Source organism: Paenibacillus sp. Mc5Re-14, assembly GCF_001049835.1.
Lineage (GTDB): Bacteria > Bacillota > Bacilli > Paenibacillales > Paenibacillaceae > Paenibacillus > Paenibacillus polymyxa_C.
Window position 1 is genome coordinate 74731 of the sequence record NZ_CVPD01000001.1, and the last position, 17770, is coordinate 92500.

Genomic DNA, 17770 nt, shown 5'->3' on the forward strand with positions numbered 1-17770 from the left:
CTATGCTGTTCTGGTTACCGGATGCCATGCCAATACATGATCTAATCGAAAAACACGTGGCTGACCAGTTTGCAAACAGGTGGCCCGGATCAAGCCATTCTGCACACGATGCACCTCTATCTGCCGATGAGACAATTTGCCCTTTCGGTCCATATACACGATTTCCACGATCTGTCCCACATATTTCTCCAGCATCATCCTTCACTCCTCATCAGAACGTTTGTTTGTATTATATGCGAACATGCGTTTGATTATCAATGTAAAAAAATCCCCTGAGGGAGTGGCCTCTCTCAGGGGATTTAAAACTCATAGGTGGACAGCTTAATATCCTCTTTACTCAAAGCTTTCAGCGGATACACAGGGCCATTCCAATAAGTCAGAATATCATGCGGCTCATTAATACCATGTTCTTTTAAAGTGTGAGATAATTCGAGTAATACATGTGGAAGTTGATAAGAGCTCGTTAAAAATTGATATTCTTCTGGACTTTCGCAGTCTTCTGCTCGATAAAACACAAAGTAACCCTCGGTATAATCCCCAATGAGTACAATATAACGAGCAAGAAACATGATTTCACCATTGGCAAACGGAATGGAAAATGTCGAAGCAGAGATCAAATCTGTCTCTAATGCCTCAATACGAACGGTGAGTTCATTGTTTAGAGCATCCATTTTTTTTCTTTGTTCACTGATGAGGTGTTCATAATTTACAGGAACAAGCCCCCCACTCTTGATCGTAGCGATCAGTTCATCTATAAATACTTTTTGAGACAATACTCGATTGCTCATCCTATTCATCTCCATATTCGTGAAAAATAAGTATGGAACTCCCGCTTCAACATGTTCAATATTATGTATTAAAAGCTTGATTCATTAATTATCCAGCATTTTTGTGACTGCATTCACGACCCTTTCCATCTCAAATGGCTTAACAATAAAATCTTTTGCTCCTGCCTTAAATGCTTGTATAATGGCTTCCTGCTGACCCAAAGCAGAACACATTAAGATGTTGGCTTTAGGATCAAGCTCTACAATCTTTTTAACAGCCTCAAGCCCATCCATTTTAGGCATATTAATATCCATGGTGATTAAATCTGGTCGAAAGTGTGCATATTTCAAAACTGCATCATACCCATTTTCCGCTTCTGCAATAACAGAGTGACCTAAATCCAACAGAATATCCTTAAGCACAGAACGCATAAATAAAGAATCATCTACTATTATAACTGTTGCCAAGTTAACCTCTCCAATCCGTTGTCTTATGAAATTCACGCCCAAACTTCAATATCGGTGAAAAAACTAGTTATATTAATAGAAAGAATCTGTAAAAAGAAAAACGCTACCATTGAATTATAAAAGGAATTTAAAACTAGCTACTACAGCATTAATTTCAATAAAAACGTTTCGCAATGATGTAAATCATCTCTATAGTATGAAGATTACAAAGTACTAGTATCTTTTAAACCCTTAGCCCTATATAAGCCGGGTTGAAAAGCTGCGGGCTATCCTACAGCTTCTCAGCGTATAAGCTCGTAATTTTCTTGCACATCATTGAAAAGGACTGTACTTCATCTGCTGTTAATGCTTCTTCAATTAAATTCATGATTTCATTCCCGAAATCGTCAACACGGCTAAGAAACGCTTTTCCCTCACTGGTAAGTACAATGTTATAAGAGCGGCGGTCATTGGTTTGCCTTTCCTGATTTATATACTTTTTCTCCAGTAGGCGTTTTGTCAATTTAGAGATCCCCGACTGTGTAATACCTTTCATTTCAGCAAGTTCCTTTGTGGTTTTTGGACCTTGCTTATTCAAAGTATCCAGTATATAGTATTGTGCCGTTGATACACCTTCTACGCTGAACCGGTTAGAGTATGCTAAAATCATACATTGAAAAGGGACATAACGATCTTCTAAATCTTTTGTTGGCATTGCTTTTCCTCCTATGTGCGCCCGATATATTCCTTCAGGTAACTTCCTGTAAGTGAATGTCTGCATTTAACTAAATCTTCTGGTAAGCCTGTAAATATGATTTCACCACCATTTTGCCCGGCAAAAGGACCTAAGTCGATAATCCAATCAGCCTGACAAATAATGTCTAAATTATGTTCGATTACAATAAGGGTTGAATTTTGTTCCACTAGGCGATTCATTACACCAATTAACTGTTTTATATCCGCCATATGCAGGCCAGTTGAAGGTTCGTCCAGAACATAAATTTGCCCGTCATTTTCAAGCTCGGAAGCAAGCTTTATCCTCTGTAATTCCCCGCCTGATAAAGTGTTTAGTGGTTGTCCCAAAGGAATATAAGTGATTCCAACATCTGAAAGCATGTTTAATACCCTGCTAATTTCTTTTTCCTGAAAAAATTCCAAAGCTTCTGCTACGGTCATTTTAAGAACTTCACTAATATTTTTGCCTCTTAGCTTGTATTGGAGCACTTCATCGGTAAAACGATCCCCTTGGCATTCCTCGCACACGGTAACAATTGTATCCATAAAAGCTAAATCTGTGTATGTAACACCCAAGCCTTTACAAACAGAACAAGCCCCTTGGGAATTGAAGCTGAACAGGGAGGCACTAACACCGTTCTTTTTTGCAAATAACTTTCTGATCCTATCAAAGACCCCCATAAAGGTGGCTATATTTGAACGCTTTGACGCTTGTATCCCTTTTTGATCAATGAATACAGTTTTGGGATAAAATTGAGGTAATACTTGATTGATAAGCGTACTTTTTCCTGAACCAGCGACACCAGTTACAACGGTCATTACTCCTTTGGGTATTTGAACCGAAATATTTTTCAGATTATGTAACGTTGCATTTTCGATGGAAAGCCAGCCTTTTGGGGTGCGTGTATTGAGTTTATACTCAGGCTGGTGTGATAAATATTTTCCAGTCAGTGTACCCGATTCCTTTAATCCCTGTAAGTCTCCCTGATATACAATTTCACCGCCATAAATTCCTGCACTCGGTCCCATGTCGATTATATGATCTGCAATCTTTATCAGATCGGGGTCATGTTCCACAATAAGCACGGTGTTGCCTTTGTCTCGCAAAAGTTTCATAAGGTCATTTATTTTGCTTATGTCATGGGGATGTAGACCTATGCTTGGTTCGTCGAAAATATAAGTAAGGTCAGTCAGGCTACTTCCCAGTTGACAGACCATTTTAATTCTTTGCGACTCCCCACCTGAAAGAGTAGATGTTTCTCTATTTAGACTTAAATAGCCTAATCCAATCGATACCATCTGCTGCAGCCGATTGGCTAACTCAGAAACGATTGTGGCGGACACCGGAGTATGAATGGTCTCAATAAACTCTAAAAGTTCACTCACCTGCATTTCAGCACATTCAGCGATATTTTTCCCATTCACTTTACAAGACAGGACCTTGTCACTCAGGCGTGTCCCGTTGCAGTGTGAACAAGTCTGTTTGGTAACAAAACGCTCAATTTGTTTACTATATCTTGTCTTTTCTCCTTCTTCTTTTTTTAGAAAACTCCGCTCAATGCGCGGAATCAGCCCCTCATACAACGAGGTTTTATGCCATTCAGGTGAGGGATTTTTCACTTTTATACCATCAGCGTAGAGAAGCATTTCCAACTCAGCTTCGGAATAATCCTTAATTTTTTTGTCATTATCAAAAAAACCTGAATGAATATAGCGTGTTAATCGCCAACCCCCAGGTTCAAAGGTGGGAAAACAGACTGCGCCCTCGTTTAAGGATTTGTTTTTATCTAACAGTCGTTCGATATCAATTGTTTCAACCTTTCCCAAACCTTGACATTGGCTGCACATACCCGCCAGATTATTGAATGAGAACACATCAGAGTACCCCACAAACGGAGTTCCGATTCGTGAAAATAACAGTCGTAATAGAGAATAAATATCTGTAACGGTCCCTACTGTTGATCTTGCGTTACCACCCAACCGTTTTTGATTGATAATAAAAGCGACTGATAAATTTTCAATGGTATCCACATCTGGTTTTCCATAATGCGGCATACGGTGACGAATAAAACTTGTATAGGTTTCATTTAATTGCCGTTGTGATTCTGCCGCTATTGTATCGAATACCAAAGATGATTTCCCTGAGCCAGATACACCCGTAAAAACCGTAATTTCTTTTTTGGAGATCACCACATCTATATTTTTTAGATTTCGTTCCCTCGCTCCTAATACCCGTATACAATTGTCACTCATTTCATTTACCTTCTTTGTAATATAGTTGATTAGGGTTAATAGTTGATATGCTCAACTATATTTTATCATTATTTTTATGAATGGCAATGTTGAACTTAGTCAGTAGACACGAGAATCACCAGTAACTAAAGTGCCGATAGTCATAAAAAAAGACGCTGCTATTTATGCAGACGTCTTTTTCGAACTATTTATTTAAAGTTTACTTATTCATTCAGAGCTTTTTTCAAAGCCTCCAGGTTGTTTTTCATTACACCCAGGTAATCTAGATTCTTCTGCTTGTCTTCATCTGTCAACCCTTCAAGCGGATTCAGCACATCCGTTTTCGAACCAATTTCCGTAGCTACGGTCTCGGCAACCTTCGGATCAACCAATGTTTCAAAGAAAATTGTCTTTACATTATTTTCTTTAGCAAACTTGATAATACCTGCCAATTTGTCCGGTGTAGGCTCTTGCTCTGGAGATAAACCAGCAATGGGTACTTGGGTCAGACCATATTGCTTCGCCAAATAGCTAAAAGCAGCATGCTGCGTAATAAAGTCTTTACGTTTTACATCTTTCAGACCCGTTTTGAACTCGTTATCCAGTTCTTTCAGCTTAGCGATATAAGCATCAGCGTTTTTCTCATAGTCTGCTTTGTTTGCAGGATCGGCTTTTACAAGCCCTGCTTCTATAGCTTCTACTTCTTTTTGAGCTAAGACTGGATCAAGCCATACATGAGGGTCCAGCACATGATCGTGATCATGGCCTTCCTCTGCGTGTGCTTCTTCTCCTTCTTCCTCTTCAGCAGATCCTTCCATCAAGTTCAACCCTTTGCTTGCTTCCACTACTACACGCTTATCATTCGATGCGCTGCTCAAAGCCTGTTCTGCCCAACCTTCGACGATCCCGTTATAAACAAATACATCAGCATCCTTAACCTGTGCCATATCCTTGGCGCTTGGCTCCCAGTCATGCGGCTCAGCACCGGCAGGAATCAACGCAGTTACGTTAGCATGATCTCCGGCAACTTGCTTGGTAAATTCATACATTGGGTAAAAAGTGGTGACCACATTCAGTTTTTTACCACTGTCCGCTGTTTGTGCCGTATTAGGTTCGGTTTGGGATGCATTCGTGGCTGCATTATCAGATTTAGCTCCGCAACCGGCCAAAATAAGTGCTAGCCCCGTGGACAATACAAATGATTTTTTGAACCATGTATTCATATTCATAACTCCTTATGTTTTAGTTTTTTATAAGCTCACTGACCTGCCGTATTCTTACGTCGGGAAGCCTGTTGCTTGCCAAGCTTACGGACCAGCTTTTGAATACTAGCTCCTACGATCAGGAATAATAATAGCACCATAGCAATCGTCCCCCCTGGGGGTGTACTGAGTTCATATGATGCGGTTAATCCCATAAATACGCCGATCAATGCGGTGATCATGGATATCCAGATAGCTGCCGCAAAGCTCGGTGCAATTCGAATCGCCAGGGCAGCAGGCAGTACGATTAATGAGGAGACGAGCAGCACACCGACAATCGGCATGGCTGCAGCTACAATCATCCCTGTTAAAATACTAAACGCAAACGAGATAGACTTGACAGGAAGACCATTGGTCTTTGCCGTTTCTTCATCAAAGGTAATCTGATACAAAGGGCGCCTGAATACAAAAAAGAAAATACCACCGATGACAGCCACAACAATCATTAACATCAGCTCTGTCTGATTGACGGCTACTACCGAACCAAACAAATAAGCGGAAAAGCCTTTGTTGATGCTCTGATTCAGATTCATTAAAATAACAGCCGTCGAGAGGCCGCCTACCATAATAATAGCCACAGAAATCTCACTATATGTTTTATAAGACCTGCGGACGTATTCAACAATAATCGCGCCGATCACGGCAACAATAAATCCAGTTATCGTCGGGTTAATCCCTAAATAGGCACCTGCTGCCACCCCTGCCAGCGATACATGCGATAGCATGTCCGCCATGAGAGCCTGGCGCCGTAGCATCAGGTAAACTCCAAGCACCGAGGCCAGCAGTGCAATTACCCCACCGGCACAAAATGCCCGCTGCATGAAGTCGTAGTGCAGCATTTCCATCCGCCATCTTCCTTCCTTTCAAGCTCAATAATACGATCCAGATAATGTTGCACTTCCGATAGTCCATGTGTAACCATGACTACGGTTCTTCCATATTCCTTAACCTGTTGATTCATCAGATCGTAGAAGTGATGTCGGCTTTCCTGATCCATTCCGGTCGTGGGCTCATCCAAAATGAGCAAATCCGATTCCTGAGCAAGTGCCCTTGCCACACAAATACGCTGCTTCTGTCCACCAGACAATTCACCGATTTTGCGATGCCGTAAATCCCACATCCCTACCTGACGAAGCGCCTGTTCTGTCAGATCATGATCCTCAGTCCGCATCCGGCGCAGCCAAGAGCCATGAGTGTATCTACCCGAACGGACAAATTCCAGAATGGTACTTGGAAACCCTCCATTGAAGGCAGCAATTTGTTGTGATACAAATCCGACAACGAGCTTTTTGCCTTCACCTGTACGGTCGGACATAAACACTTTGCCCTTCCAAGGCTGAAGTAAACCGAGCAGCAACTTGAGCATCGTCGATTTAGAAGCACCATTCGGTCCGGTAATAGCCACAAATTCTCCGGAAAAAATTTCAACATTGGCATCCACCAAGTTAGGAACATCTCCGTAGCCAAATGTGACCTGTTCCAATGAGGCCAATAACATGATACAAATCTCCTTTTCCTTTAAAAAGCCTGGAGCCATCTGAGCGGTCATCATAGCGCAGATTCTCCAGGTCGTTTATGATCATTAAACCATCTACCGTAATTATTACGATTTGGTAATAAAAAAATAAGCGCTTGATAAACGTAACCTTTACGCATTAGCAAGTTTAACAGTTTAGGCAAGGTTCGTCAATGTTTTGGCAACTCTTTTGTTTGTTTATTTCACTTTGTCCGGATACAAACCTACAGCCAAGGTTTTCAGTGCAATCGGTGCGCGCACGCCTTCAGCCGCTGCGGATAGAGGCAACACCACAAACCGTTTGTTTTTGATCGCTTCGACACCAGCCAGTGCAGGCTTGCTCAACAGCAGCTTTTCTTTATCAGCCAGTGAAGTATCTCCGTAGTCGAGAATAATAATAACATCAGGGTTGCGGTTTACGACCTCTTCCCAGCTTACTTCCGTAAAACTTTTGTCGATATCATCAAAAATATTTTTTGCCTTCACACTTGTAATCAAAGACGTCAGATAATTGTTGGCAGCCGTAAATGGCTTGTCTTCACCGCTGTCATAGACAAAAACCTTGGGTGCCCGTTCAACCATACCAATTTGAGTCTGAATGGACTGCACTTGTGCACGAATGTCATTTACAAGTTTTTCTGCGCGCTCCTCAACCCGGAAAATACGTCCAATATTTAGTATATCCCGATATACATCTTCTAGTATAGGACCCGGCTTATTGGAGGATTCCTGTACATAGGTTTGCACGCCCTGTTGGGCAAGCTCCTCACGGGAACCCAGATTTTTATCATTAAAGGCACTCTTCCAGCCCGCGTAGGCAAAATCCGGTGCAGCAGCCATAAACACCTCTTTGGACGGATATTGTTTGGCCAGAACCGGGATTTTATCATATTGATTCTTATATTTAGGCAAAATCTGATCATCCAAATATGCAGTTCCTACCATAGAAGATTCCAGCCCAAGGGCCAGCATAACTTCTGTCGCATGCTGGTTCAATGTAACCGCGCGTTTGGGCGCTTCGGGAAATACCATTTTTACACCCATATTCTCAATCTCTACTGCCTTCTCTTGGGCCGATGATTGCGATGCATCAGGTTGCTGCCCGTTTGCAGATGAATTTGTGGTTTGAGCCGTGTTTCCTGCTGTGCAGGCCGATAACAACAGCATCATCGCCAAAGCAAGCATAACCAGCGGCAATGCAGGTTTGCTATATTTATTCATATGTACCGTCTCCTCTTTCATTCACAGTTTAACTGACTTCATCGGATCACCATTTGTTCTGTTAATGTCGTGGACGGCTCCACCTCTGAGAGAATCCGGTAAAAAGGTAATACTCGGTTTCCCGGTTTTCGGATGAATGCGAATTTCTGTTTCCACCCCAAATACACTGCGCAGCAGGTCAGGCTGAAGCACATTCTCTGTTATGCCGGAGGCTACCACCTTGCCTTCTTTTAATACATACAATCGGTCACAATAACATGCCGCCAAATTTAAATCATGCAGTGCAGCTAAAGCAGTGATCTGAAGTGTTTTGACCAAATCGAGAATTTGCAGCTGATACCGGATATCGAGATGATTCGTCGGCTCGTCTAAAATGAGAAATTTTGCCTGTCCGGCCAAAGCTCTGGCGATCAATACCCGTTGCTTTTCACCGCCCGACAGAGTAGCAAACCCCTGATCCGCTTGAGCATTCATGCCTACCCGCTCCAGCGCCTGCTCAACCAGTTCATGATCGAAGACGGTATCTGCTTCCAGCAGCTTCTTATGAGGATGGCGGCCCATCAGGACGATGTCCCGTACTGAAAAATCAAACGTTTGGGGCGCATCCTGACTTACCACTGCCATTTGTCGTGCCGTCTCTTTGTACTTCATCCGTAGTAAATCCTGGCCATCCAGCGTCACCAAACCACTATCAGGTCTTAACACACGATACATATTCTTAAGCAACGTCGATTTGCCGCTGCCATTGGGACCGATCAGCCCGACCAGCTCTCCTGTTCTCACCTGGAGACTGATACCGTCGATCAATCGTTTATCGTGAATACTGAATGTCACGCATTCGACTTCTATATTCATTTTTCGCCTCCAAACGAGTAGGAGCTGCGCCGCAGCAGCCATACAAAAAAGGGTCCACCGCACACAGCTGTTACAATACCAATCGGCAGTTCCTGCGGAGCAAGCACGAGCCGGGCACATACGTCTGCCCACACGACAAAGATAGCTCCCAGAAGCAGGCTGACAGGCAGGACACGTCGATGATCCGATCCCACTATTAGCCTAACGATGTGTGGAATCATAAGCCCGACAAAGCCAATTGAGCCACTGACTGATACGACTGCCCCGGTTAAAAGGGAAGCGACAACAACCAATAATACACGGAACGCCTGCACGTTCACACCGAGCGTTACGGCGGCTTCTTCCCCCGTTAGCAAAGCATTCAGTGAACGATATCGGGTTAAAAGGACGGCCGTTCCAACGGTTATAATGAGACTTGGAATAAAAATCGTATCCCATTGAGCGCCTGCCAGACTTCCCATCATCCAATACATCGCGTCACGGATGCCTTTTTCATTCGGAGCCATCGTAACGATAAAGCTAGTCACAGCCGACAGCATCATAGATACCGCCACCCCTGCCAACAGCAAGCGGGTCGTCGATATCCGTCCGGCCACACGAGCCAACGCGAACACCATGAGCATCGCAGCTAGAGAGCCTATAAAAGCAGATAGGGGCAGTGCAAGTCGTCCCAAAAATCCAAAAGCTCCAAACACAATAACTAACGTCGCTGTCACTGAAGCCCCCGACGAGACTCCTAAAATATAGGGGTCCGCTAACGAATTGCGAATTAATGCCTGTATAGCCGCTCCGGTAACAGCAAGCCCTGCTCCCACAGCAACACCTAGCAGCACACGCGGAAAGCGAATTTCCCAGACGATATATTGCTCCGGTTTGGTCCATGTCATGGGTACCCACTGATCCAGCCAGGGCAGATGGGACAGCGCAATTCGCCATACTGTCCCTGGAGCGACAGCCACAGGCCCCAGCATGACTGCGAGTGTAACTGACAGCACAAGCCCAGCAGTTAACAGCAGCAGAATTGTTGTAAATCTCCATGGAGGCTTCCCTGCTAGATCAGCTCGAGAATTAGCCTTGGATGAATAATCGCTGCTTGTTCTCGAAATCATGAACTAGCCAGTGGCTTTGCAGCCGCTTCCAGCCTTTTCAATCGTTCCTCGATCTCAGAAGCAGAGAAATTCTCGCCCATAATAACCGCAACATCGTTCACTGGCTTTTGCGGTCGAATTGGAATGATTTCCAGCTCACGATAGGCAAATTGGAACATCATCTGCCCCTCCGATTCCAAGAACCGGACAATTCCTTTGGCCCGGTAAATTTCAGCAGGCAAACTGCGGAACAACTGTTCAAACTCGAATCGTGACACAGGTTGTCCAAAAAAATGCGTATGAACAACTACATGGTCGTAGGAATGATAATGCTCTCCGTGTTTGTGGTCATGGTCATGGTCGTGGTGCTCAGGCTCTTGACAGTCATGAGGATGATGGTCTGTATGGTCATCATGACCATACGTGTGAAGACGATTTTCCGCATAATGATGATCATTCCCAATATCGACTGTGGACTCCTTTTGCCGCGAAACTTCCATCCGTTCTCCTTGAATGGAGAAAAAGGTAACCGGGTCTACGTCACTCCGCTCCGTGCTTACAGTCAAAGCATAAGGATTTAATTCTTTTACAAAGGCCTGTACTTTCTGCAATTCTCCCGCAGCCAATAAATCAGTCTTGTTAATAATCAGTTTGGAAGCACATCGTAGCTGATCCTGCATCAAACGAAACGACTTGCTTCTCTCACTACCCAAGGAAAAATCCAGAAATTGACGCGCGTCCATGACCGTGATAACAGATTGTAAAACCATAGAAGAATATATGGAGGCATCTGTCACTGCATCTACAATCTCCATTGGATTAGCCACTCCGGTACATTCTACAATAATCACATCCGGCTTATATTCCTCGGCAAGATTCATGAGCTCGACGCCCAAATCCCCGCGAATGGTACAGCATATACAGCCACTGAGCATTTCCTTCATGGGGGCTTGGTCATTCACCAAACTGCCGTCCAGATTAACATCACCCAACTCATTCATCAAAATAGCTGGCTTGAGACCCTGCTCCTTGTAGTAAGCCAGCGCATGCTGAAGAAGAGTTGTTTTCCCGCTGCCCAAAAATCCGGATAAAACAACAATCGGTATCATATAATCCTCCTTGTCTTTACAGCACTAATATGGATCGTACCGTAAAAGTTTTCTTCTTGCAATCATTTGTCAATTTTTAATCGTAATAATTACTATTAATAAACATAAATATATATGACCACGCTTTGAATTGTCAATATAGGAGGTGATTCAAGCATAATCCTGCGGCATGATTGTCCCAACACAGGCATAGGATGTAGATAAGAATCCTTATTCCCAAGGAGATGTGGAATGAAAAACAGTACGCTGTTAAAGATGCTGCCTTTTATGATTCCGTTTGCCTTTCTCATCCCTGTGCTTATTACGCTATCTCCTCAGTGGCTTCGTTTGTTAGGTATGGGGCAGCTGCAGTCATTAAAGACGGTATTTATGAGTATTTTTCTGGAGGCTGTTCCGTTTCTCCTGATCGGTGTACTTATCTCATCCCTTTTGCAGTGGCTTGTACCGGAGACATGGATTCGTAAAATAGCGCCTGCGCATCCTGTGCCGGGTGTCCTGCTCGCCTCCTTGCTAGGTATGCTGTTTCCCATCTGTGAGTGCGGCATGATCCCTGTCGTTCGCCAATTAATGCTCAAGGGAATGCCTGCCTATATGGGTATCACTTTTATCTTAAGCGGACCTATTATCAATCCCGTAGTACTGGCTGCCACGATAATGGCTTTCCCTTCCCACCCTGAGGTCACTGTCGTTCGAATGGGTTTGGCCTTTGTCGTTTCCGCGACCATCGGATTGATCGTATATGCCTTTGTGCGTGCGCATCCGCTCAAACGGTCGTTGCTCTCTTTTAACCAGCAAAAGCAGAACAATCAGATTCATCAGCATAACCGCACATGGCGGGGATTTTTTGTACATGCTGGCGATGAGTTTTTGGACATGAGTAAATATCTCATTATCGGCGCATTATTGACAGCTTGCATTCAAACCTTTATCCCACGTGATGAAATGCTTTCCTTAAGCAATGGAACGGCCGGCTCGTACGCCTTTATGATGGGCTTTGCCTATGTGCTGTCGCTGTGCTCCACCTCCGATGCCTTTGTAGCTACTGCTTTTTCGCATACCTTTACACTGGGTCCACTGGCAGCCTTTCTAGTACTCGGCCCGATGCTTGATTTCAAAGGCACACTCATGCTGCTCAGCACCTTTCGCACCAAATTTGTCGTAATCTTGGGCATGCTCATTATTTTACTCGTTCTGATCGGCTCTATAGCTGCTGAATGGTTATTGGGGAGGTAAATACAAACGTGAATTCAACCTTTAGCATCCGCTGTCAATATGGCATGCGCTCCTTGCTCATGATCGGATTAGCTGTATACATTATCACATTACACCGCACGAGTGCACTTCATTACTACTTGGCTCCGCACATGCAAAAGCTGCTTTTACTCTGTCCTGTGCCACTTATGTTCATCGCTTTGGGGATGGCATGGCACGTAATCGTGGGAGGGCCGGATGGTCAAGATGTATGCGATTGTGAGCATCCGTTACCGCAAAGCTGGTTTAAAAAAACACTCGTATATGGAATGCTGCTCATTCCGCTGCTATTCGGCTCACTGCTGCCCAATCAGGCGCTTGGCAGTGATATGGCAGCCAAAAAAGGCATGTCCTTCACCTATCCCAACCCGGATATCCGACGAAAAACAGACATACAAACCACGAACACACCCGCCTCCTCCCTTGTATCAACTACATCTTTCACACCAACTTCGCTCCCACTAAGGGGAAAATGGAGTCGGGAAGCGCTTGATAAGCTGTTCGTTCCGCCGGATGAGTACAATGTAGAGTTCGCCGAGCTGGCGAAACGTCTGTATCAGCAACCCGTTATACAGATCCATCCGGAGATTTTCTCCGAAACTATAGGAGCGATCGAACTGTATAAGCACGCTTTTCAAGGAAAAAAAGTACAGGTGACTGGCTTTGTCTATAAGGACGACAACCTACCGGGTAAAGGTCTATTTGCAGTAGGAAGATTCCTCGTTATGTGCTGTACTGCTGATGCTATGCCATTCGGGATTATCGTCCAATCCCAGAACCCTCCATCCTTTGACAAGGATACCTGGGTGACTATTGAAGGAACACTGCATGCAACGCAAAAGGGCAATACACCCGTACTTGAAATTCAATCCAATAAAATAACGACTGTCAAACAGCCAGAATCTCCTTATGTCTATACCCAGGCAGACTCGGTAGCAACCTATGATCGCTTGAATGCAGCGAACTAAACCCACCAAGGAGGAAAAATGATGAACAAGGTTCCTGTTATATTAATCAGTGGTTTTCTTGGAAGCGGCAAAACAACGCTACTTTTGCGGCTGTTAGCCCATACTCGCCAGATTCCCCTTCGTGCTGCTGTTTTAATGAACGAAATGGGCGAATATGATGTAGACAGCGCTATTATTTCAGAGGAAATGCCTGACGTAAAAGTGGAAGGACTGCTAGAGGGCTGCATTTGTTGCAGCAAAAGAAATGAGCTGGCTGGCGCACTGCATACCCTACTCATCCAAAAGCCGGATGTGATCTTCATGGAGACCACCGGAGTAGCCAACCCCGAGCAAGTGTTGGAGGAACTTCTCTCTCCACTGCTGGCAGATCGGCTGTATCTGGTTCACAGCATCAGTGTGGTGGATGCTGTGCTGTTCCCTGAATACAACAGCCGCTTTACTGCAGACAAGGAGCTGGTTCGGACTCTGCATGGACAGCTTCGCTCCGCCGACTTCATTGTGGTGAACAAAACGGATGTCGCAAGTAGCCGTGAAGTGGCTAAGGTCGTCAAGAACATCCGCAAGCTCAACAATACAGCTAAGCTACAAACTACTGAATACAGCCGCATTGACCTTGAACCACTGCTGGAACCTGTCCTAACCTCCGTAATGCTTGATCCGAAACCTGTACAAGTATTTCAACATACATCTGCACAGGTACAGCCCAATGATGCAGAAGCATCGCCTATCCCAATTCCCACCAAAGATAATGAAAGACCTAGCAGTACCTTCAAAAATACCGCATTCAAAGTGATCTCTGCACATCCTCATAACCACAGTCATGATCGCAACCGTCCCCCTTCCTTTTCCCGTCTGGAGAGCTTAACCCTGCATCAATATTCTCCTCGGCCATTGGAAAAGCAACGATTAGAAGACTTCCTGACCGGGCTAGGTTCCTCGCTTCTTCGAGCGAAAGGTTATTGTGTGCTCCCGCATGAGGGCACAATGCTTCTGCAATTCTCAGGAAGTCACTTGGAATGGCAGCCCACCGTACTTCCGGTGAGCCAGGGATATGTCACACTCATTGGAGAACAGCTTGACAAAGCATCCATTACTGACCAATGGGAACAGTGCTTCGTTTCGCTGTAATCGACAGATCGGCTCAAGATGAAATTCCCCTCCGAAATGTCTACGAAATTAAGTTATAAAAAGCTGTTCCTTGACCTTTAAAAGTCATGGAACAGCCTTTTTTCGTAACTATCACAAAATTTGCATATACGCATTATATACTTATAGGACGTTATGTTGAATGATGGGAAAATAAAAAAAGCCGTCGAAGCTTTCTCGACGACCTGAGTACGACTATGCAGAGTCATACTATTATTTGCTTGGCAACGTCCTACTCTCCCAGGACCCTGCGGTCCAAGTACCATCGGCGCTGGAGGGCTTAACGGTCGTGTTCGGGATGGGTACGTGTGGAACCCCTCCGCTATCGCCACCAAACATGAATTTACACCGTAAATCCTTTTTCAGGAATCAGCATCGCCAAATGCTGTGTGTTTGTCCGTGTAACTTCAGCTACTTGAGCTGACGACATACTGAACTTACACCCTGAAAACTGGATCCGAAACTTATTGCGTCTTATCTTTAGGATAAGCCCTCGACCGATTAGTATTGGTCAGCTCCATGCATTACTGCACTTCCACCCCCAACCTATCTACCTCGTCGTCTTCAAGGGGTCTTACATACTGGGAAATCTCATCTTGAGGGGGGCTTCACGCTTAGATGCTTTCAGCGCTTATCCCTTCCGTACATAGCTACCCAGCGGTGCTCCTGGCGGAACAACTGGTACACCAGCGGTACGTCCATCCCGGTCCTCTCGTACTAAGGACAGCTCCTCTCAAATTTCCTACGCCCACGACAGATAGGGACCGAACTGTCTCACGACGTTCTGAACCCAGCTCGCGTACCGCTTTAATGGGCGAACAGCCCAACCCTTGGGACCTACTTCAGCCCCAGGATGCGATGAGCCGACATCGAGGTGCCAAACCTCCCCGTCGATGTGGACTCTTGGGGGAGATAAGCCTGTTATCCCCAGGGTAGCTTTTATCCGTTGAGCGATGGCCCTTCCATGCGGTACCACCGGATCACTAAGCCCGACTTTCGTCCCTGCTCGACTTGTAGGTCTCGCAGTCAAGCTCCCTTCTGCCTTTGCACTCTTCGAATGATTTCCAACCATTCTGAGGGAACCTTGGGGCGCCTCCGTTACTCTTTAGGAGGCGACCGCCCCAGTCAAACTGCCCACCTGACACTGTCCTCGTACCGGATCACGGTACCAAGTTAGAACCTAGATACGATCAGGGTGGTATCCCAAGGATGCCTCCCTTCAAGCTGGCGCTCAAAGTTCTACGGCTCCCACCTATCCTGTACAGATCGTACCCAAATTCAATATCAAGCTGCAGTAAAGCTCCATGGGGTCTTTCCGTCTTGTCGCGGGTAACCTGCATCTTCACAGGTATTAAAATTTCACCGGATCTCTCGTTGAGACAGCGCCCAAGTCGTTACGCCATTCGTGCGGGTCAGAATTTACCTGACAAGGAATTTCGCTACCTTAGGACCGTTATAGTTACGGCCGCCGTTTACTGGGGCTTCGGTTCATAGCTTCGCTCCGAAGAGCTTACCACTCCCCTTAACCTTCCAGCACCGGGCAGGCGTCAGCCCGTATACTTCGCCTTGCGGCTTCGCACAGACCTGTGTTTTTGCTAAACAGTCGCTTGGGCCTTTTCACTGCGGCCCCCTCGGGCTATTCACCCTACCGAGGCACCCCTTCTCCCGAAGTTACGGGGTCATTTTGCCGAGTTCCTTAACGAGAGTTCTTCCGCGCGCCTTAGAATTCTCTTCTCGCCTACCTGTGTCGGTTTGCGGTACGGGCACCTTCTCCTGGCTAGAGGCTTTTCTTGGCAGTCTGAGATCATGACCTTCGCTACTATAATTTTCGCTCCCCATCACAGCCCAGCCTTAACGATGTGCGGATTTGCCTACACATCAGCCTCACTGCTTAGACGGACATCCATCAGTCCGCGTCACTACCCTACTGCGTCACCCCATCGCTCATCACGGATTACGGTGGTACAGGAATTTCTACCTGTTGTCCTTCGACTACGCCTATCGGCCTCGCCTTAGGTCCCGACTTACCCTGAGCGGACGAACCTTCCTCAGGAACCCTTAGGCTTTCGGCGGATCTGATTCTCACAGATCTTTTCGTTACTCATACCGGCATTCTCACTTGAATGCAGTCCAGCGCTCCTTCCGGTACACCTTCAACCCGCATTCAACGCTCCCCTACCCCTGATGCAAGCATCAAGCCATAGCTTCGGTGGTGTGTTTAGCCCCGTTACATTTTCGGCGCAGAGTCACTCGACCAGTGAGCTATTACGCACTCTTTCAATGGTGGCTGCTTCTAAGCCAACATCCTGGTTGTCTGTGCAACTCCACATCCTTTCCCACTTAACACACACTTGGGGACCTTAGCTGATGGTCTGGGCTGTTTCCCTTTCGACAATGGATCTTAGCACTCACTGTCTGACTCCCGGAACTAAATCTATGGCATTCGGAGTTTGACTGAGCTTGGTAACCCTTGCGGGCCCCGCACCCAATCAGTGCTCTACCTCCACGATTCTTTTTTCCGAGGCTAGCCCTAAAGCTATTTCGGGGAGAACCAGCTATCTCCGGGTTCGATTGGAATTTCTCCGCTACCCCCACCTCATCCCCGCATTTTTCAACATGCGTGGGTTCGGGCCTCCAGTGCGTGTTACCGCACCTTCACCCTGGACAGGGGTAGATCACCCGGTTTCGGGTCTACGTCCACGTACTCATTCGCCCTATTCAGACTCGCTTTCGCTGCGGCTTCAGCTCTTCACCTTAACCTTGCACGGGAACGTAACTCGCCGGTTCATTCTACAAAAGGCACGCCATCACCCATCGATCAGGCTCTGACTTCTTGTAAGCACACGGTTTCAGGATCTATTTCACTCCCCTTCCGGGGTGCTTTTCACCTTTCCCTCACGGTACTGCTTCACTATCGGTCGCCAGGGAGTATTTAGCCTTGGCAGATGGTCCTGCCGGATTCATACGGGGTTTCACGTGCCCCGCACTACTCGGGATCCGTCTCGGAGGGAACCAGTTTTGAACTACAGGGCTTTTACCTTCTCTGGCGGGCCTTTCCAGACCTCTTCATCTAACCGGTTCCTTTGTAACTCCATATGAGACGTCCCACAACCCCAAGGAGCAAGCTCCTTGGTTTGGGCTAATCCGCGTTCGCTCGCCGCTACTGACGGAAT

The 17770-nt window shown here is 45.8% G+C and carries 15 protein-coding genes and 2 rRNA genes (1 of these 17 cut by a window edge); 3 read left to right on the forward strand and 14 right to left on the reverse strand.

Annotated features, from left to right (window positions below):
• From BN1546_RS00200 to BN1546_RS00255, 12 genes are all read right to left on the reverse strand, one after another.
• The gene (locus BN1546_RS00200; protein ID WP_017428465.1) at nt 1–195 is read right to left on the reverse strand and encodes a hypothetical protein; all 195 of its coding nucleotides are present in this window, start codon (nt 193–195) and stop codon (nt 1–3) included.
• Nucleotides 196–299: 104 nt separating this feature from the next.
• Nucleotides 300–788 carry a hypothetical protein gene (locus BN1546_RS00205; protein WP_013370961.1) on the reverse strand — a complete coding sequence of 163 codons (489 nt, stop codon included), beginning with the start codon at nt 786–788 and terminating at the stop codon, nt 300–302.
• A gap of 84 nt (nt 789–872) precedes the next feature.
• A complete protein-coding gene (locus tag BN1546_RS00210) occupies nt 873–1235 on the reverse strand; it encodes a response regulator (RefSeq protein ID WP_014599711.1) in 363 nt (120 codons plus the stop codon).
• A gap of 271 nt (nt 1236–1506) precedes the next feature.
• Nucleotides 1507–1929, reverse strand: a complete 423-nt coding sequence (locus BN1546_RS00215; RefSeq protein ID WP_013370959.1) for a MarR family winged helix-turn-helix transcriptional regulator — start codon at nt 1927–1929, stop codon at nt 1507–1509.
• A gap of 11 nt (nt 1930–1940) precedes the next feature.
• Nucleotides 1941–4202: an ATP-binding cassette domain-containing protein gene (locus BN1546_RS00220; RefSeq protein ID WP_090735217.1), complete on the reverse strand. Its 2262-nt coding sequence runs from the start codon at nt 4200–4202 to the stop codon at nt 1941–1943.
• Between the two features lie 203 nt (nt 4203–4405).
• Complete coding sequence (locus BN1546_RS00225; protein ID WP_014599710.1) at nt 4406–5404, reverse strand: metal ABC transporter substrate-binding protein; 999 nt, start codon at nt 5402–5404, stop codon at nt 4406–4408.
• Between the two features lie 35 nt (nt 5405–5439).
• Nucleotides 5440–6288, reverse strand: a complete 849-nt coding sequence (locus tag BN1546_RS00230; protein WP_014599709.1) for a metal ABC transporter permease — start codon at nt 6286–6288, stop codon at nt 5440–5442.
• Complete coding sequence (locus tag BN1546_RS00235; RefSeq protein WP_172800051.1) at nt 6234–6941, reverse strand: metal ABC transporter ATP-binding protein; 708 nt, start codon at nt 6939–6941, stop codon at nt 6234–6236. Before BN1546_RS00235 ends, BN1546_RS00230 begins: the two co-directional genes overlap by 55 nt.
• Nucleotides 6942–7157: 216 nt before the next feature.
• Nucleotides 7158–8180, reverse strand: coding sequence for an ABC transporter substrate-binding protein (locus BN1546_RS00240; RefSeq protein ID WP_090735221.1), 1023 nt, complete (start codon nt 8178–8180; stop codon nt 7158–7160).
• 21 nt (nt 8181–8201) lie between these two features.
• Nucleotides 8202–9035 (reverse strand): ABC transporter ATP-binding protein, encoded by an 834-nt coding sequence (locus BN1546_RS00245; RefSeq protein ID WP_058831528.1) that lies wholly within the window; start codon nt 9033–9035, stop codon nt 8202–8204.
• Nucleotides 9032–10144 (reverse strand): FecCD family ABC transporter permease, encoded by a 1113-nt coding sequence (locus BN1546_RS00250; RefSeq protein ID WP_090735223.1) that lies wholly within the window; start codon nt 10142–10144, stop codon nt 9032–9034. Before BN1546_RS00250 ends, BN1546_RS00245 begins: the two co-directional genes overlap by 4 nt.
• Nucleotides 10141–11232 carry a CobW family GTP-binding protein gene (locus BN1546_RS00255; RefSeq protein ID WP_090735226.1) on the reverse strand — a complete coding sequence of 364 codons (1092 nt, stop codon included), beginning with the start codon at nt 11230–11232 and terminating at the stop codon, nt 10141–10143. Before BN1546_RS00255 ends, BN1546_RS00250 begins: the two co-directional genes overlap by 4 nt.
• Nucleotides 11233–11463: 231 nt before the next feature.
• Here BN1546_RS00255 and BN1546_RS00260 point away from each other — a divergent pair, with 231 nt between their 5' ends.
• Genes BN1546_RS00260 through BN1546_RS00270 form a run of 3 tightly spaced genes read left to right on the forward strand, consistent with a single transcriptional unit; the run spans nt 11464 to nt 14579 of the window.
• Nucleotides 11464–12465, forward strand: a complete 1002-nt coding sequence (locus BN1546_RS00260) for a permease (RefSeq protein WP_090735229.1) — start codon at nt 11464–11466, stop codon at nt 12463–12465.
• A gap of 8 nt (nt 12466–12473) precedes the next feature.
• Nucleotides 12474–13451, forward strand: coding sequence for a TIGR03943 family putative permease subunit (locus tag BN1546_RS00265; protein ID WP_090735232.1), 978 nt, complete (start codon nt 12474–12476; stop codon nt 13449–13451).
• Nucleotides 13452–13469: 18 nt separating this feature from the next.
• Nucleotides 13470–14579 (forward strand): CobW family GTP-binding protein, encoded by a 1110-nt coding sequence (locus BN1546_RS00270; RefSeq protein WP_090735235.1) that lies wholly within the window; start codon nt 13470–13472, stop codon nt 14577–14579.
• Nucleotides 14580–14816: 237 nt separating this feature from the next.
• Here BN1546_RS00270 and rrf read toward each other — a convergent pair.
• Together rrf and BN1546_RS00280 are read right to left on the reverse strand one after the other, a co-directional pair.
• Nucleotides 14817–14933: ribosomal RNA gene (gene rrf / locus BN1546_RS00275) — 5S ribosomal RNA — on the reverse strand.
• 145 nt (nt 14934–15078) lie between these two features.
• Nucleotides 15079–17770: ribosomal RNA gene (locus BN1546_RS00280) — 23S ribosomal RNA — on the reverse strand (it continues 236 nt past the right edge of the window).

Excerpts from the sequence above, each read along its gene's own strand:
- BN1546_RS00255 (WP_090735226.1), bottom strand. The coding sequence starts at position 11,232 with ATGATACCGATTGTTGTTTTATCCGGATTTTTGGGCAGCGGGAAAACA.
- BN1546_RS00220 (WP_090735217.1), bottom strand. The coding sequence starts at position 4,202 with ATGAGTGACAATTGTATACGGGTATTAGGAGCGAGGGAACGAAATCTA.
- BN1546_RS00235 (WP_172800051.1), bottom strand. The coding sequence starts at position 6,941 with ATGTTATTGGCCTCATTGGAACAGGTCACATTTGGCTACGGAGATGTT.
- BN1546_RS00245 (WP_058831528.1), bottom strand. The coding sequence starts at position 9,035 with ATGAATATAGAAGTCGAATGCGTGACATTCAGTATTCACGATAAACGA.
- BN1546_RS00215 (WP_013370959.1), bottom strand. The coding sequence starts at position 1,929 with ATGCCAACAAAAGATTTAGAAGATCGTTATGTCCCTTTTCAATGTATG.
- BN1546_RS00270 (WP_090735235.1), top strand. The coding sequence starts at position 13,470 with ATGATGAACAAGGTTCCTGTTATATTAATCAGTGGTTTTCTTGGAAGC.
- BN1546_RS00260 (WP_090735229.1), top strand. The coding sequence starts at position 11,464 with ATGAAAAACAGTACGCTGTTAAAGATGCTGCCTTTTATGATTCCGTTT.
- BN1546_RS00250 (WP_090735223.1), bottom strand. The coding sequence starts at position 10,144 with ATGATTTCGAGAACAAGCAGCGATTATTCATCCAAGGCTAATTCTCGA.
- BN1546_RS00240 (WP_090735221.1), bottom strand. The coding sequence starts at position 8,180 with ATGAATAAATATAGCAAACCTGCATTGCCGCTGGTTATGCTTGCTTTG.
- BN1546_RS00200 (WP_017428465.1), bottom strand. The coding sequence starts at position 195 with ATGCTGGAGAAATATGTGGGACAGATCGTGGAAATCGTGTATATGGAC.
- BN1546_RS00230 (WP_014599709.1), bottom strand. The coding sequence starts at position 6,288 with ATGGAAATGCTGCACTACGACTTCATGCAGCGGGCATTTTGTGCCGGT.
- BN1546_RS00225 (WP_014599710.1), bottom strand. The coding sequence starts at position 5,404 with ATGAATACATGGTTCAAAAAATCATTTGTATTGTCCACGGGGCTAGCA.
- BN1546_RS00205 (WP_013370961.1), bottom strand. The coding sequence starts at position 788 with ATGAGCAATCGAGTATTGTCTCAAAAAGTATTTATAGATGAACTGATC.